This is a genomic window from Bradyrhizobium sp. DOA1, from assembly GCF_001593325.1.
In the GTDB taxonomy this organism is placed as follows: Bacteria; Pseudomonadota; Alphaproteobacteria; order Rhizobiales; family Xanthobacteraceae; genus Bradyrhizobium.
Genome location: NZ_JXJM01000001.1, coordinates 5917113 through 5933431 on the forward strand (window position 1 = coordinate 5917113; position 16319 = coordinate 5933431).

The window sequence follows — 16319 nt, forward strand, 5'->3', positions numbered from 1 at the left end:
CAAGCATGGCACGGCGAAACACCCGGAGTCACGGCGGCGTTGAGCTAACCCCCAGAGAAACTTAACCTAATCCCACCAGCTGGCGGATCCCGGCCGGCGTGACGCCGGCCGCGCGCAATTCGCGCAGTCCGGTCGACCGGCTCGATTTCGACAGCTTCCGCCCGTCCCCGTCGCGCATCAGGCGGTGGTGGCGGTAGGCGGGTTCCGGCAGGCCGAGCAGGGTTTGGAGCAAGCGGTGGACCGCGGTGGCGTGAAACAGGTCCTGCCCCCGCACGATCTCGCCGACGCCCTGGAGCGCGTCGTCGAGGACCACGGACAAATGGTAGCTGGTCGGCGTCTCCTTCCGGGCCAGGATGACGTCGCCCCAGGCCTCCGGCCGCGCGGGGACGGCGCCGTGCTCGCCATCGGGCCCCTCGCCCAGCTCGTTCCAGGTCAGCCCGGCGGCGCGGCGGCAGGCGGCGGCGATGTCGAGCCGCAGCGCGTAAGGCGCGCCGGATGCGATCAACCGCGACCGCTCGTCGGCCGACAGTGACTTGGCGGCACCGGGATAGTTCGGTGCTCCGTCGGGATCGCGCGGCCACGGCCCATCGGCCTCACGCGCGGCCACCAGCTTGGCGATCTCGGCGCGGCTTTCGAAGGCGGGATAGACGAGGCCGAGCGCTGAAAGCTCATCCAGCGCGGCGCGATAGTCGGCCAGATGCTCCGACTGCCGCCGCACCGGCGTCTCCCAGGCGATGCCGAGCCAGGCGAGATCCTCATAGATCGCCCCCTCGTATTCCGGCCGGCAGCGCGTCACGTCGATATCCTCGATCCGCAGCAACAGCCGCCCGCCGCTCTCACGCGCACGCTCGAAGTTGAGCAGCGCGGAATAAGCGTGACCGAGATGCAGGAAGCCGTTCGGGCTCGGGGCGAATCGGAAAACGGGTGGCATCGGCTCTCGCAAGACTTGTCATTGCCGGGCTTGACCCGGCAATCCCTCTTCCAGGAGTCTGTTACGATAGGAGATGGATGCGCGGGTCAAGCCCGCGCATGACACCGGAGAGACTTGTCGATCACCATGACCATCCACCTCGAAACCCAGTCCGATCTCGAAGAAGCCGTCCACGCGCTGATCAAGCGCGATCCGCGCCTCAAGCCGGTGCTGGAGATCGCCGGCATGCCGGCCTTGCGGCGGCGCGAGCCGGGGTTTACGGGGCTTGCACACATCGTCTGCGGCCAACAGCTCTCGACGGCAAGCGCGGCGGCGATTTGGGGACGGCTGTCGGCTGCGTTCGATCCGTTCGACCATGACGCCGTGCGCCGCGCGCGCACCGATCGGCTGGGGCGGCTCGGCCTGTCCGCCGCCAAGATCAAGACACTGAAACATCTGGCGCGTGAGATCACTGCGCAGCGGCTGAACCTCGACGTGCTCGCGGAGGAGGACGCCGACGCCGCGCATCACACGTTGATCTCGCTGCCCGGCATCGGCCCCTGGACCGCCGACGTGTACTTGCTGTTCTGCCTCGGCCATGGCGATGCCTGGCCGGCCGGCGACCTCGCCGTGCAGGAGGGCATCCGCATCGGGCTCGGCCTGAAGGCGCGGCCGACGGAGAAGCAGATGACGCCGCTCGCCGAACCCTGGCGTCCACTGCGCGGCGCGGCAGCACATCTGTGGTGGAGCTATTATCGCGCGGTGAAGAAACGCGAGGGCGTGCTCGCGGCGTCAAGCTAACCCCGCAGCCGCTCGCGATCGACGCGCGCGCATTGCGCCACGAAGTCGATCACGGCCCGCACCGCGGGCAGTTCGACCAGGTCGGGATGGGCGAGCAGCCAGAGATCGGCGATGCTGACGAGCTTCTGCGGCGCGACGCGCACGAGATCCGGATAGCTCTCCGCGACGAAGCAGGACAGCGCGGAGATTCCGATCCCGGCGCGCACCGCCGCCAGCATGTCGCCCTGCGAGGAGCAGCGCATCACGACGGTGCCCTGGCGCGTGATCGTATCGCTCCAGCGGGCCAGCTGTGCATTGGAATCCTGATCGGCAAAGCCGATCACGCTGTGCCCCTTCCACTCGGCGCTGCGCTCCGGCAACGACCTGCCCGCGGCATAGTCGCGCGACGCATAGAAACCGGTGCCGAGACGGCCGATCTTGCGGCCGACCAGGTTTTCCTCGCCGCTGTCGACCGGGCGCAGCACCACGTCGGCCTCCCTGCGCCGCACGCTGGCCGGAAACGGATGAGTGATGATCTCGAGCCGGATGTGATCATGCGCGCCGAGGAAGGATCGCAGCCGCGGCATCAGCCAGTGCGACGCCAGCGTCGCTCCGATCGACAGCTTGACCGTGCCGCGCGCCTTGCGCCCGCCGGCGCCGACCGCTGCTTCGGCTCGGAGCGCAGCGGCGGCCATCGCCTCCGCGTGCTCGCGCAGGGCGCGCCCATCAACCGTGAGCACGAAACCATCGGCCGAGCGCGCCAGCAGCTTGGTGCCGAGTTGCGCCTCCAGCGCCGCGATCTTGCGGCTGACCGTTGGATGACTGGCATGCAGCCGGCGCGCCGCGGCGGTGAAGCTGCCGGTGTCGGCGACCGCGACGAAGGTCTTGCAGAGATCCCAATCCATCGCCGCTCCCGTTCAAATCCGTATATGCATATGTTCAATATTGAACGATCCTCCGCCCGCGGTCCAACCCTATACTGGGCTCAAACCGCCAGGCGCCACGCCGCCGGCGCGACAATCGATATGGAAGCGCTCATCCATCGGCCGAAGAGGCCGGCCATGCGCGCTCGGGAGGATCCGATGGCACTGCCTGCTCTGCTCAAGAACAATCTGGAACTGCCCGTCGTCGGCTCGCCGCTGTTCATCGTGTCCGGACCGGAGCTGGTGATCGCCCAGTGCAAGGCGGGCGTCGTCGGATCGTTTCCCGCGCTCAACGCCCGCCCCGTCGAGAAGCTCGACGAATGGCTGAGCCGGATCGAGCATGAGCTCGGCGAGTACAAATCGCGCAATCCCGGCAAGAAGGTCGCGCCCTATGCCGTCAACCAGATCTGCCATGCCTCCAACGACCGGCTGATGAAGGACATGGAGACCTGCGTGAAGCACAAGGCGCCCATCATCATCACCTCGCTGCGGCCGCCGGCCGAGATCGTCGAGGCCGCGCATTCCTATGGCGGGCTGGTGTTCCACGACGTCATCAACGTCAAGCACGCCCGCAAGGCCGCCGAGCAGGGCGTCGACGGCCTGATCCTGGTCTGCGCCGGCGCAGGCGGGCATGCCGGCACGCTGTCGCCCTTCGCGCTGGTCCGCGAGGTCAAGCAATGGTTCGGCGGCGCGATCCTGCTGTCAGGTGCGATCAGCGACGGCTTCGGCATCGCCTCCGCGCTGACGCTGGGCGCCGACCTCGCCTATATGGGCACGCGCTTCATCGCGACACGGGAAGCCAATGCCGACGAAGCCTACAAGTCAGCGCTGACGCAGCATGCCGCGCACGACATCGTCTACACCAACCTGTTCACCGGCGTGCACGGCAATTATCTCGGTCCCTCCATCGCCGCCGCAGGATTGGACCCGGACAATCTCCCGATCGCCGACAAATCGAAGATGAATTTCGGCTCCGGCGGCAACATGAAATCGAAAGCGTGGCGCGACATCTGGGGTTCAGGCCAGGGCATCGGCCAGATCGTGGATGCTCCGCCGGTCGCCGAGCTCGTGGACCGGATGAAGGGCGAATTCGACCAGGCCCGGCAGGATTTCCTGATGCGCGCCAGCGCCTGATCTGAACAAAAGAAGTATCAAGGGAGGACATCATGAAGCTCGCAGCCGCAATGATCGGCATGTCCCTGCTGGCGCTTGCTAGCGGCAGCGCTCACGCCGAAGGCAACGGTGAGATCCGCATCGGTCAGACCCTGCCGTATAGCGGCCCGGCCTCCGGCTTCGGCGCGATCGGACGGACGCAGGAGGCCTTCTTCGAGAAGATCAACGCCGAAGGCGGCATCAATGGCCGCAAGGTCAAGTTCATCACGCTGGACGATGCCTATTCGCCGCCGAAGACGGTGGAGCAGACCCGCAAGCTGGTGGAGCAGGACGAGGTGCTGATGATGTTCGGCTCGCTCGGCACCGCCACCAACAGCGCCGTGCAGCGCTACCTCAACGGCAAGAAGGTGCCGCAGCTGTTCGTGCTCTCGGGCGCAACGAAATGGGCCGATCCGCAGAAATACTCCTGGACCATGCCCGGCATGGCTGCCTACGAATCCGAGGGCGTGGTCTATGCCAAGCACGTGCTGCGCACCAAGCCCGGCGCCAAGATTGCCATCCTGTCCCAGAACGACGATTTCGGCCGCGACTATGTCGCCGGTTTCAAGCGCGCGCTCGGCGACAAGGCCGCCAGCATGATCATCGCCGAGCAGACCTACGAGACCAGCGCGCCGACGATCAGCTCGCAGCTCTCGACCCTGAAGGCATCGGGCGCCGACGTACTGTTCGGCGTCGTGCTCGGCAAGTTCACCTCGCAGATGATCAAGGGCGTGGCCGAGATCGGCTGGAAGCCCGAGCTGTTCTTCGTGCCGACCTCGGCCTCCTCGATCTCGTTCCTGGAGCCTGCGGGACTGGACAACGCGGTCGGCCTGATCTCGTCGAGCAACCAGAAGGACACGATGGACCCGCAATGGGCCGACGATCCCGGCGTGAAGGAGTATTTCGCCTTCATGAAGCAGTACATGCCGAATGCGGACCTCTCCAATTCCAACTACGCGGCCGGCTATCACTACGCGACGCTGCTGATGACCGTGCTGAAGGCATGCAAGGATGATGTCAGCCGTGACAACATCATGCGCCAGTCGGCCTCGCTGAAGGAGGTGAAGCTGCCGCTGCTGTTGCCAGGCATAAGTGTGAGCACCGGCCCCGACGATTATCTGCCGTTCCAGCAGCTTCAGCTCCGGCGCTTCAACGGCAAGAGCTGGGTGGGATTCGGCGACGTGCTGGACGACCGCTAAGCTCGCACAGGTTAGGAACACGCCATGATCATCAGCGGCGAACGCCGGATCGGCTATGACGAGATCCAGGCCCGCATCAGGCGGGCGGCGGGCGGGCTGCGCGCCCTAGGGCTCGCCGAGGGCGCTCCGGTCGCCATGATGCTGCGCAACGACTTTGCGCTGTTCGAGGTGGTTGCGGCGTCCGCTGCACTTGGCAGCCCGGTCGTGCCGATCAACTGGCATCTCAAGGCCGAGGAGGTCCGCTACATCCTGACCGACAGCGGCGCGAAGATCCTGGTCTGCCACGCCGACCTGCTGCCGCAGATTCAGGGCGGCGTGCCGGCGGATGTCCGGCTCCTCGTCGTCGCGACGCCGCCCGAGCTCGCGGCGACGTTCGCCATTCCCCAGGAGCTGACGGCGGTCCCGTCCGGACAGACCGATTGGGACCACTGGCGCGACGAGCATCCGGAAACCCGGGAGCCGCCGCGCCGCGCCGCGGCGATGATCTACACCTCGGGGACCACGGGCATGCCGAAGGGCGTGCGCCGCATGCCGATGCAGCCCGAACAGGCCGCGGCCTCCGAACGCGTCGGGGCGATCGCCTATGGCATCAAGCCGCGCGACAACCAGGTCGTGCTGATCAACGGACCGATGTATCACTCGGCGCCGCATTCCTACGGCATGATGGCGTTCCGCCACGGCTGCACCATCGTCCTCCAGGCGCGCTTCGACGCCGAGGAGCTGCTGGCGCTGATCGAACGCCATCGCGTCACGCACATTCACATGGTGCCGACCATGTTCGTCCGGCTGCTGCGCCTGCCAGAGGCTGCGAGACAACGTTACGACCTCTCATCGCTGCGTTTCGTCGTGCACGGGGCCGCGCCCTGCCCGCCCGAGGTCAAGCGGGCGATGATCGATTGGTGGGGACCAGTCATCAACGAATATTTCGGCTCGACCGAGACCGGCATCCCGGTCTGGCATTCGGCCGAGGAGGCGCTGAGAAAGCCGGGCACGGTCGGCCGCGCCATCGAAGGCGGCATCGTCAAGATCTTCCGCGACGACGGCAATCTCTGCGGCTCCAACGAGGTCGGCGAGATCTACATGCGCCAGACGGCGGTGCCCGATTTTGACTATCACGGCAAGGCCCAGGCGCGGGCCGAGGCGGGGCGCGACGGTCTCGTCAGCGTCGGCGACGTCGGCTATCTCGACGAGGACGGTTATCTCTTCCTCTGCGACCGCAAGCGCGACATGGTGATCTCCGGCGGCGTCAACATCTATCCGGCCGAGATCGAGGGCGTGCTGATCGCCATGCCAGGGGTGCGCGATTGCGCCGTGTTCGGCATTCCCGACGCGGAATATGGCGAACGGCTGTGCGCCTGCATCGAGCCGGAAGGGGACGCGCAGCTCTCCGCCGCCGCAGTGCAGGCTTTCCTGCGCGAGCGGCTGGCCAATTTCAAGGTGCCGAAGGAGGTTCAATTCCAGGACGCGCTGCCCCGCGAGGCGACCGGAAAGATCTTCAAGCGCAAGCTGCGCGACCCCTATTGGGCAGACCGGAGGCCGGGCGGCCCTTAATCGCCCGCCGCCGAGCCGGGCCAAGCATCGCCGGCATATTCCGTCCGAGCAGGGCCATATGCCGGTATTGCTCGGGTCATCGGCTTTTGGCCGCCCGCGAAACTGTGTAGCCTCGACCAGAGGAAACGCCGCGAAGACGGCCACGAGGTCGCATGCTGGACAGGACGAAAGATATTTCCGTCGCCGCGCAAGTCTGGCTCGATGCGTTCGAGCGCAGGCTGGACCAGCCCGATCCAGCCTCGCTGGACGACCTCTTCCTCGCCGATAGTTTTTGGCGCGATGTGCTGGCGCTGAACTGGAACCTGCAGACGGTCGCCGGCCGCGATACGATCGCGCGGGGGCTGACCACGCTCGGGCCCAAGGCGAGGCCGACTGGTTTCAGGGTCGCCCCCAACCGCGCCCCGCCGCGCTGGGTGACGCGCGCCGGCACCAATACTATCGAAGCGATCTTCAATTTCGAGACTGCGATCGGCCGCGGCAGCGGCATTGTCCGGCTCATTCCCGATGGCCCCGACGACCGCCTGAAAGCGTGGACATTGCTGACCGCCCTCGACGAGCTCAAGGGATTCGAGGAACAGCTCGGCACGTCGCGGCCGCGCGGCCAGGCCTATTCGCGCGATTTCCGCGGGCCGAACTGGCTCGATTTGCGCAACGTCTCACGCGACTACGGTGATCGCGACCCGACCGTGCTGGTGGTCGGCGGCGGCCAGGCCGGTCTTGCGATCGCGGCGCGACTGAAGCAGCTGCAAATCGACACCCTGATCGTCGACCGCGAGGCACGCATCGGCGACAATTGGCGCAAGCGCTACCATGCGCTGACGCTGCACAATCAGGTTCAGGTCAATCACCTGCCCTACATGCCGTTTCCGCCGAACTGGCCGACCTATATCCCCAAGGACAAGCTCGCCAACTGGTTCGAAGCCTATGTCGAGGCGATGGAGCTGAATTTCTGGACGGGCACCGAGTTCGAAGGCGGCGCTTATGACGAGGCCAACGGCCACTGGACGGTCACGCTGCGGCGCGCCGACGGCAGCACGCGTGCCATGCATCCGCGCCATGTGGTGATGGCAACCGGCGTCAGCGGCATCCCGAACATCCCGGACATTCCGACGCTCGGCAATTTCAAGGGCACGCTGGTGCATTCCAGCCGCTACGAGGACGGCGAGAACTGGACCGGCAAGTGCGCCATCGTGATCGGCACCGGCAACAGCGGTCATGACATCGCGCAGGACCTGCATTCCAGCGGCGCCGAGGTGACGCTGGTGCAGCGCTCGCCGACACTGGTCACCAACATCGAGCCATCGGCCCAGCTTGCCTATGCGACCTACAATGAGGGCACGCTCGAGGACAACGATCTGATCGCTGCCTCGATGCCGACCCCGCTGGCGAAGAAGACGCATGTGATGCTGACCGAGCAGTCCAAGGCGCTCGACAGGGAGCTGCTCGACGGCCTCTCCCGCGTCGGCTTCAAGCTCGATTTCGGCGAGGCCGGCACCGGCTGGCAATTCAAATATCTCACCCGTGGCGGCGGCTATTATTTCAACGTCGGCTGCTCCAATCTCATCGTCGAAGGCGCGATCAAGCTGAAGCAATTCTCCGAGATCGAGAGCTTCACCGCGAACGGCGCGCAGATGAGGGACGGCACGACCATTGCGGCCGACCTGATCGTGCTCTCCACCGGCTACAAGCCGCAAGAATATCTCGTGCGAAAACTGTTTGGCGACGCCGTCGCCGACCGCGTCGGACCGATCTGGGGCTTTGGCGACGGTTTCGAGCTGCGCAACATGTATGCACGCACGGAGCAGCCCGGCCTGTGGTTCATCGCCGGCAGCCTCGCGCAGTGTCGCATCAACTCGAAATATCTCGCGCTGCAGATCAAGGCGATCGAGGAAGGGATTTTGGAGCGAGAGGTAGACACACCTTAGTCCACGTCATTGCGAGCGCAGCGAAGCAATCCAGGCTGCCTCCACGGAAAGGTTCTGGATTGCTTCGCTGCGCTCGCAATGACGATGCGGATGCAAGTCGAGCACGACAGAGACAGCGAGAGGAAGGACCACCCATGCCAGCCATTCTCGGCACCGGCGAGCACCGCTACCGCGTCGTCGAAAACTTCGCCAAGCTGCCGGACGGCTGGCAGCTCACCGACGTCGCCTCGGTTGCGGTCGACAGCAAGGACCGGATCTACGTCTTCAACCGCGGCGTCCATCCGATGGTGGTGCTCGACCGCGACGGCAATTTCCTGCGCAGCTGGGGCGAAGGCCTGTTCTCGCGTGCGCATGGTCTGCATATCGACGCGGACGACAATCTCTATTGCACCGATGACGGCGACCACACCGTGCGCAAATGCACCGCCGACGGCAAGGTGCTGCTGACCATCGGCATCCCCGAGAAGCCGGCGCCGTTCATGAGCGGCGATCCCTTCCACCGCTGCACCCACACCGCGCTCTCGCCGAAGGGTGAGATCTACGTCTCCGACGGCTATGGCAATGCGCGCGTGCACAAGTTCACGCCCGACGGCAAGCTGTTAAAGAGCTGGGGCGAGCCCGGCACCGATCCCGGCCAGTTCAACATCGTGCACAATATTGCCGCCGATGCCGACGGCTGGGTCTATGTCGCCGATCGCGAGAACCACCGCGTGCAGGTGTTCAATGGCGAGGGCAGATACGAGACGCAGTGGAACAACCTTCATCGCCCCTGCGCGCTGTGCTGCTGCGGTGGGGCCAAGAGCCCGACCTTCGTGATCGGCGAGCTCGGGCCCGGCTTGGCCGTTAACCGCAAGGTGCCCAATCTCGGGCCGCGGCTGTCCATCGTGGACGCGCAAGGCAAGCGCATCGCGCGGCTCGGCGGCGAGGACGGGCCCGGCATTGCCAGCGGAAAGTTCCTGGCGCCGCACGGCATCGCCCTGGATTCGAAGGGCGACATCTATGTCGGCGAGGTCGGCGTCACCGACTGGAAGACGAGCTTTCCGGACGAGGAAATGCCGGCCGCGGTGCGCGCGACGCGATGCTTGCAGAAGCTGGAGCGGGTGCGGGAGTAGGTCGCGGCACGTCCTGGGATTCTCCCCCACGACAGCGGAGGAACCCTCCCGGGATCGCGGCTTTTTGAGCGTTTTGCCACCCCGCCGCCGCATTGCGCGAGCCTGAATAAGTCGCTCAACGGGCTTCACAATCCCGTCACGCTGCATGTAGTATGTCAGTACATGCTGCTTCGCAGCGTATATTGGAGGCCGGGAGCGTTACTTGAACGCACATGTCTCGCAAGGCAGTTGGCCGGTGTTGGTGCTGAATGCGGACTTCCGGCCGCTGAGTTACTACCCACTGTCGTTGTGGTCGTGGCAAGACGCGATCAAGGCGGTGTTCCTCGACCGCGTCAATATCGTCGCGCATTACGACCAGGCGGTTCGAAGTCCGACCTTGGAGATGCAGTTACCGAGCGTCGTGTCGCTCAAATCCTTCGTCAAGCCCACCACCCATCCCGCCTTCACTCGTTTCAACGTCTTCCTGCGCGATCGTTTCGCCTGCCAATATTGCGGCTCGCCTGAAGACCTCACTTTCGATCACATCATCCCGCGCAGCAAAGGCGGCCAGACCACTTGGGAGAACGTGGTCGCGGCGTGCTCGCCCTGTAACTTGCGCAAGGGGAATCTCACGCCGGCGCAAGCAAAGATGTTTCCGCGCCAGAGCGCCTTCGCGCCGACCGTGCACCAGCTCCATCGCAACGGCCGCCTGTTTCCGCCGAACTATCTGCACGACAGCTGGCTGGACTATCTGTACTGGGATACAGAGCTGGATCCGTAAGCTTCGGCATGCCGACAAGCGTCGGGCTTCTCCGCGACGTTCGCCAACTACCGTTCGCGCAGCGAGACACAGCGATCGCTATCTCTGCGCCTGCGCCATATCGATCTGATAGACGGAAATCCGGTCGATCTCGAATGCGATGCTCGAGGGCGTTTCCGCATCGACCTGACTGACGCCGGGAAAGAATTTCGATCCGATCGCGAGGTTGACGATCATGTACATGGGATCATCGAAGCCGATCGGCACCTTGATGTCGGAGACCGGCCTGCGATCGATGAAATAGACCAGGCGATCCTCATCCCACAACACACCGTAATTGTGGAATGCATGCGAGGCGTCACCGACGGTGAAATCGAAGCCGCAGGACTGGATCTTCTGGGTTGAGGGAATCCGCCAATGCGTCGTCATCACGACATCGCCGGGCCGCTCGCCGCGGCCTTCCAGCACGTCGACCTCCGGCGGCCAGCCCCCGTCATCCGCGAGCATCCAGAATGCCGGCCACACCGCATGGCCGACTGGGACCTTGGCGCGGATCTCGAAATAGCCGTGCTTCTGCGCGAACGTGCCCTGCGTCGTCAGAATTCCGGAGATGTACTCATTGTTGAACAGCACCGGCTTCAATTCCAGCGGCGTGCGGCTGGCGACGATCGAGAGCACGCCATCCCTGATCTTGAATGGGTCAAGGCCGAGCGGCGTTGCGGCGCGGCCCGCGTAGCGCGGATCGACATAGATCTGCTGCTCGCCATTGGCGCTGGTCTTGCGCCTTGAGTCGGAGCCATCGCCGCCCCAATAGCGCGCTTCGGGCCACGCTGCGCCACCGGCATAGTGCGGCACCCAGCGTCCGGTCGCGAGCGGATGCTCGTCGAAGTTGTCGTTGAAGGTCAGGCGCAAAGACCGGAACGAGAGCGAGGTCGGGCCGACCGTCTCCAGCCTGCGGCAGGCGATCGAGGCAGGATCGGTCGTCACCTGAAGCGACATCGTGCCGGGCGCAGCATCGAGATCGTCCTGGGCTATAGCCGGAGCTCGCCCGGCGCAGAGACCAATCGCAATCAGAGCGCCCTTCGTCCAACGGCCGACCATCACCGCACATCGAAGATTCCAGGAATGCGCCGAGGTTAACGTCCCCGCACGCTGGCGGGCAAGCCGAGTTGCTTGACGCGGCCGGGCGATTTTGAAAGCGCCTGCGGGGCGCGTGCCGGAACCGTCCAAGATCGGGGTCATCAAGACCGCCGGCATGGGCTTTGGCCCGCCTTCTGCGGCCTCTTGGCCTGAATCCTGCGGCAGTCGTTACCGTCCCTTAAACCTCTGGTGGCAGTTTGGCCGGGATCGGCGGAACCGCGTGCCAAGCCGCGATCTTTCAGGGTTCGAGGTCGTCGCCGATGTTTGCCGAGACGCTAGAAGCGGTTCAATCCTCACCGTCGAAGCGGACGATCTATGTCCGCTTCGTGCTCGCGACGCTCGCGGTGATGGTGCTGTTCAAGACTTACAGGTTCGGCCGCTGGAGCGCCTGGCAAGTTCGCGAGCTCTCGGATTTCGATGCCTTCTACATCGTCGCGCAGCAGATCTGGCGCGGTCAGCTCGATCTCGTCTACCGGTTCGAGACGCTGGCCAAGCTTCAGCAGGCATTCACCGGTTCAATGAGCTTCATGCCTTGGACCTATCCTCCCCAATTCGACCTGCTGGTGGCCCCCTTCGCGCTGCTGCCGGCCGGCATCGCTTATCTGCTGTTCATCACCGCGACGCTCACTGCCTACCTCCTGACGCTTCGAGCGATTGCCGGCAACAATTTCGCACTCGTCCTCGTCGTGCTGTTTCCTACGCTGGCGATCACGGTCGGCTGTGGGCAGAATGGCTTTCTCACCGGCGTGCTGATCGGCATCATTTGCCTCAACGTAGAGCGGCGCCAGATCGTCGCCGGTCTTGCGCTGGGTGCAATGGTGATCAAGCCGCATCTGGCCATCGCCGCCGGCGTCTACATGCTTGCGACCCGCCGCTGGGCGGCACTCGCGACCGCCGGGGCCGTCGTGCTCGCGAGTTCGTTCCTCTGTACGCTGGTGTTCGGATGGCAGATTTGGGCCGCGTGGCTTGGTGCCATCAGGGAATCGGCGATCTTCCTGGAGCGCGGCTTCTATCCATTGTTCCGCATGATCTCGACCTATGCCGCGCTCGGTCGAGCCGGCGTGCCGCCGAGCATCGCTTTCTGGGCGCAGGCGGCTGCGGCGTGCCTCGCTTTGTCCGCGATCGGGCTTGCCCTTCGGCTTGGAGCGGCGCGCAAGACCTCGCCCGCCTTCGCGCTCGGCGTCGTCGCCATGGTCTCGGTGATGATCAGCCCGTACGCTTATGATTATGACCTCCCGATCGTCGGGATCGGCCTGGCGTTGATGCTCCCCGGCCTCGCACAAGTGGCGAATGCGCGCGAACGCAGTGCCATCTACGGACTGATCTTGCTTGCCGGAGCCTACGGCATGCTGCAATCGGCGCGGCTCGCGGCGCAGTTCGGTAATGAAGTCGACCTTACAGGAATGGACGACAAGTTCGCGCCTTCGATCGGTGGCTTCGCCATGATGGCGATGCTGGCCTTGCTCCTGAAGCTGCTGTGGCGCGCAACCAGGCCTGCGCCGGCCCTGGCGCAGGCCGCGGAATAACCAGCTGTATGCTCTAGGCCCGTTGCAATGCCAGCGTGACGCCGCCGAGCGTGAGCGCCATCGCCGCCCATTCGCGATAGCCCAGCGGCTCCCCCAGAATGATCGCGGCGGAGACCACGCCGATCACGGGAACGATCAACATGCCGGTCGAAGCCGAGGTCGGCGGCAGGCGGCGCAGCGTCTCGAACCAGGTGACGTAGCAAAGGCCCATCGGCACCAGCGTCATGTAGACGAAGCAGCCGAACCCCAGCGGCGTGATCGCGGTGTAGTTCGGCTGCTCGAACAGCACGCCCAGGATCAGCATCGTGGCGCAGCCGAGCCCGACCTGCCAGGCCACGACGACCAGGGGCGGCATCGGCAGCGGCTTGCGGTTGAGCACGTTGCCCAGCGCGAACAGGATCGCACAGAGCAGCGCCAGCGCAATGCCGAGAAGCTTGTCAGCGCCGAACGCGAAGCCGTTTCCGCTCAAAAGCAGCGCGACGCCGGCAATGCCGAGAACGAGCCCGAGGACATCCCGCAGGGTCGGCCGGGTGTTCAGAACAGGCCAGGCAAACAACATGGCCCAGATTGGCATGGTGTAAGCAAGCAGGGCTCCTTCGCTCACGGTCACGTATTTCATCGCGACCGTGCCGAGGCCCATCCAGGCCAAGACGTTGGTGAGTGTCGCAAACAGCAGCCGCGGAATCGCCTCGCGCGGAACGGCGAACGATTCTCTCCGGCTGAGCACCAGCGTGCCGAGAATGAGCGAGGCGCAGACGCCGGCAAGTCCACGCGCGAACAGAGGCGGCCATTGCTGCAGCAAAAGCTTCATCAGCGGCCAGTTCAACGCCCAGCCGAACGCCGTCACGCAGAGGCAGAGGGAGCCGATCGTCCTGTCGCGCTGCGCCAAATCCATGAGTTGCGCTTAGCAGGCGGACGCTGTCCGCTCCACCTCTCCTGGCGCATGCGCCCCATCGCCCAGAACGGAACCTGAGCGCCTGGCGCTCGTTCAGTTGGGACCGCAATGGCGACGCGTACCGCGGCGCAACGAGGGAGGCCCACCATGCCCACAGCCGAACACGATCACGTCTACAAGATCCTGGACCTGGTCGGATCGTCCGAGACGTCGATCGAGGATGCGATCAAGAACGCGATCGACCGCGCCGCCAAGACCATTCGCGAGATGAAGTGGTTCGAGGTGGTTCAGACGCGCGGCCACATCGAGAACGGCGCGGTTCGCCACTATCAGGTGACGTTGCGCGTCGGCTTCACTTTGGAAGAATGAGGCTGCGCCGTGGAACCGCCCTTCTCGAGGGGAACACGACGGGTGTCGGTCAAGATATCCACACTTCTCTCCGGTCGAGTACGGGCCCGCGCAATCATCACAAATATTGCAACAGGCCGTTAAGGCCAAAATGAGAGGTTTGCTCCAATTTGGAGCAAGCCTGATGGTGACGAGCCGCGAACTTGGCAAGACGCGCCTTCCGCTCTGGGCGGCGGGCTTCGTTGCGCTCATTTGCGTTACAATCCTCGGCTTGAGCGCCTGGCGCGAATGGGAAGCGCGCAAGGCCGACCTCCGGAACGCCGAGATCGATGTCGCCAATCTCGCGCATTCCCTGATCCAACACGCCGACGACACGTTCGAGATCGCCGATACGATTCTGATCGGGCTTGTGCATCGGCTCGAGATCGACGGAACTGAGCCGGCCACGATCGCGAGGCTCCAGGCCTATCTGCCGACGCGGAAGTCATCGGAGCGCATCCGCGGCATTTTCATCTATGACGCGACCGGCCGGTGGCTTGCGACGACCGAGCGCATCGACTTCTCCAAGCTCAACAACAGCGACCGCGACTATTTCCGGCGCCACCGCGACTCGGCGGAGTCAGGCACGCTGATCGGACCGCCGGTCAAGAGCCGCTCCGGCGGCCAATGGATCATCACCGCATCGCGCCGGATCAACGATATCGACGGCGGCTTCGCCGGCGTTGCCCTGCTCACGATCGACGTCAGCTATTTCGTCAAGTTCTACGAGCGGTTCGACATCGGGGCGAACGGCTCGACATCGCTGCTCAACACTAACGGCATCATGCTGGCGCGCAGCCGCGACGAGAGCGGCGCCTTCGTCGGACGCGACCTGTCCAACGCGCCCCTGTTCAAGGGCTGGGATAGCCGCCCGGCCGCGGCGGTCTACTATTTCAAGTCGCCGCTCGATGGCGTGCAGCGGCTGAGCTACTACCAGCGCAGCAGCCGCTATCCCCTGATGGTGCTGGCGAGCAAGTCGCAGGACGACGTGCTGGCCCCCTGGTGGCGCGCGGCAACCACGCGCATGATTTTCGTCGTCGGGCTCGTCCTGCTGATCGCAATGATCGGCTCCTATCTCGTCCGGCAGCTCGTGCAGCGGCAGCGCACGGCGCAGGCTCTCGTCACCACGGAGGCCAATTTCCGCCTGCTCGCCGAGCAATCCAGCGACATGGTGACCCGCATCAGTCTTGATAACCGGCTGCTCTACGTTTCGCCCTCCTGCGCACGCATCACCGGCTGGTCGGCCGAGGAACTGCTGGGCACCTCGGCGCTGGCCGGCATTCATGCCGATGACATGGAACGCGTCGAGCAAGCCATCGCCGCCCTGAAGAACGGCGAGGCCGAGGAGGCGCGGTTCATCTATCGTCAGCGCCATCGAGACAAAGGTGAGATCTGGGCCGAGGCTGCGCTGCACGTGACCCTGGCATCGGACAGCGGCACGATCGACGGCGTGGTCGCGGTCGTGCGCGACATGACCGAGCAGAAAGATCTCCAGGACAGGCTTGCCTCGCTGGCAACGACCGACGGCCTCACGGGTCTTGCCAACCGCCGCGCCTTCGACGAGCGCCTCGCCGACGAATGGGCGCGTGCCCGGCGCGACGGCACGCAGCTCTCGCTGCTGCTGATCGACGTCGATCATTTCAAGAAGTTCAACGACCAATACGGACATCTGGCAGGCGATGCCTGCCTGCGCGCGCTCGGCCGGATCCTGTCCGCCCAGGCCAGGCGCCCGGCCGATCTTGCCGCGCGCTATGGCGGCGAGGAATTCGCCGTCTTGCTGCCGAACACCGGCCCGGATGGCTGCGCCGAGGTCGGCGAGGGTATTCGCCAGGCGCTGCAAGACCTTGCCATGCTACACGCGCAAAATCCGCCCACCCGGCTGGTCACCGCGAGCCTCGGCGGCGCGGCGGCTCTTCCGTCCCAAGCCATGGCGGACTGCAGCACGCTGGTCGCCACCGCCGACCGCGCCCTCTATGCCGCCAAGGACGCCGGGCGAGACCAGCTGGTGATGTCGGGCCAAGTCATACCGTGGCCCGCAAAGAGCGCGTGACGGAATCGGTCCTGTTGCTCAGGGCGCAGC

The 16319-nt window shown here is 65.0% G+C and carries 14 protein-coding genes; 10 read left to right on the forward strand and 4 right to left on the reverse strand.

Annotated features, from left to right (window positions below):
• Positions 1-61: 61 nt before the first annotated feature.
• Positions 62-931 carry a tRNA glutamyl-Q(34) synthetase GluQRS gene (gluQRS, locus tag SE91_RS27245; protein ID WP_061849834.1) on the reverse strand — a complete coding sequence of 290 codons (870 nt, stop codon included), beginning with the start codon at positions 929-931 and terminating at the stop codon, positions 62-64.
• Between the two features lie 126 nt (positions 932-1057).
• On the opposite strand from gluQRS, the gene SE91_RS27250 reads away from it, so the two are divergent.
• A complete protein-coding gene (locus tag SE91_RS27250) occupies positions 1058-1711 on the forward strand; it encodes a DNA-3-methyladenine glycosylase family protein (protein WP_061851354.1) in 654 nt (217 codons plus the stop codon).
• Here SE91_RS27250 and SE91_RS27255 read toward each other — a convergent pair.
• Positions 1708-2595: a LysR family transcriptional regulator gene (locus SE91_RS27255; protein ID WP_061849835.1), complete on the reverse strand. Its 888-nt coding sequence runs from the start codon at positions 2593-2595 to the stop codon at positions 1708-1710. The genes SE91_RS27250 and SE91_RS27255 overlap by 4 nt on opposite strands.
• Positions 2596-2772: 177 nt before the next feature.
• Between SE91_RS27255 and SE91_RS27260 the strand changes: the two genes are divergently transcribed.
• The 6 genes from SE91_RS27260 (at position 2773) to SE91_RS27285 (ending at position 10312) form a co-directional block, all read left to right on the forward strand.
• On the forward strand, positions 2773-3747 hold the full coding sequence (locus SE91_RS27260) for an NAD(P)H-dependent flavin oxidoreductase (RefSeq protein WP_061851355.1): 975 nt from the start codon (positions 2773-2775) through the stop codon (positions 3745-3747).
• Between the two features lie 32 nt (positions 3748-3779).
• Complete coding sequence (locus tag SE91_RS27265) at positions 3780-4964, forward strand: ABC transporter substrate-binding protein (protein WP_061849836.1); 1185 nt, start codon at positions 3780-3782, stop codon at positions 4962-4964.
• Between the two features lie 24 nt (positions 4965-4988).
• Positions 4989-6515: an acyl-CoA synthetase gene (locus tag SE91_RS27270; RefSeq protein WP_061849837.1), complete on the forward strand. Its 1527-nt coding sequence runs from the start codon at positions 4989-4991 to the stop codon at positions 6513-6515.
• 152 nt (positions 6516-6667) lie between these two features.
• Entirely contained in the window at positions 6668-8440 is a 1773-nt protein-coding gene (locus SE91_RS27275) for a flavin-containing monooxygenase (protein ID WP_061849838.1), read from the forward strand.
• A 134-nt stretch (positions 8441-8574) separates the two neighbouring features.
• Positions 8575-9552, forward strand: coding sequence for a peptidyl-alpha-hydroxyglycine alpha-amidating lyase family protein (locus tag SE91_RS27280; RefSeq protein WP_061849839.1), 978 nt, complete (start codon positions 8575-8577; stop codon positions 9550-9552).
• 202 nt (positions 9553-9754) lie between these two features.
• Positions 9755-10312: an HNH endonuclease gene (locus tag SE91_RS27285; RefSeq protein ID WP_008543309.1), complete on the forward strand. Its 558-nt coding sequence runs from the start codon at positions 9755-9757 to the stop codon at positions 10310-10312.
• A 78-nt stretch (positions 10313-10390) separates the two neighbouring features.
• On the opposite strand, the gene SE91_RS27290 is transcribed toward SE91_RS27285, so the two are convergent.
• Positions 10391-11392, reverse strand: coding sequence for a glycoside hydrolase family 16 protein (locus SE91_RS27290; protein WP_061849840.1), 1002 nt, complete (start codon positions 11390-11392; stop codon positions 10391-10393).
• A gap of 299 nt (positions 11393-11691) precedes the next feature.
• Between SE91_RS27290 and SE91_RS27295 the strand changes: the two genes are divergently transcribed.
• Positions 11692-12957 carry a glycosyltransferase family 87 protein gene (locus tag SE91_RS27295; RefSeq protein WP_061849841.1) on the forward strand — a complete coding sequence of 422 codons (1266 nt, stop codon included), beginning with the start codon at positions 11692-11694 and terminating at the stop codon, positions 12955-12957.
• A 13-nt stretch (positions 12958-12970) separates the two neighbouring features.
• On the opposite strand, the gene SE91_RS27300 is transcribed toward SE91_RS27295, so the two are convergent.
• Entirely contained in the window at positions 12971-13852 is an 882-nt protein-coding gene (locus SE91_RS27300) for a DMT family transporter (protein ID WP_061849842.1), read from the reverse strand.
• A gap of 147 nt (positions 13853-13999) precedes the next feature.
• On the opposite strand from SE91_RS27300, the gene SE91_RS27305 reads away from it, so the two are divergent.
• Positions 14000-14221 (forward strand): dodecin, encoded by a 222-nt coding sequence (locus SE91_RS27305; RefSeq protein ID WP_008543298.1) that lies wholly within the window; start codon positions 14000-14002, stop codon positions 14219-14221.
• Between the two features lie 163 nt (positions 14222-14384).
• Positions 14385-16289: a sensor domain-containing diguanylate cyclase gene (locus SE91_RS27310; RefSeq protein ID WP_061849843.1), complete on the forward strand. Its 1905-nt coding sequence runs from the start codon at positions 14385-14387 to the stop codon at positions 16287-16289.
• Positions 16290-16319: the final 30 nt, after the last annotated feature.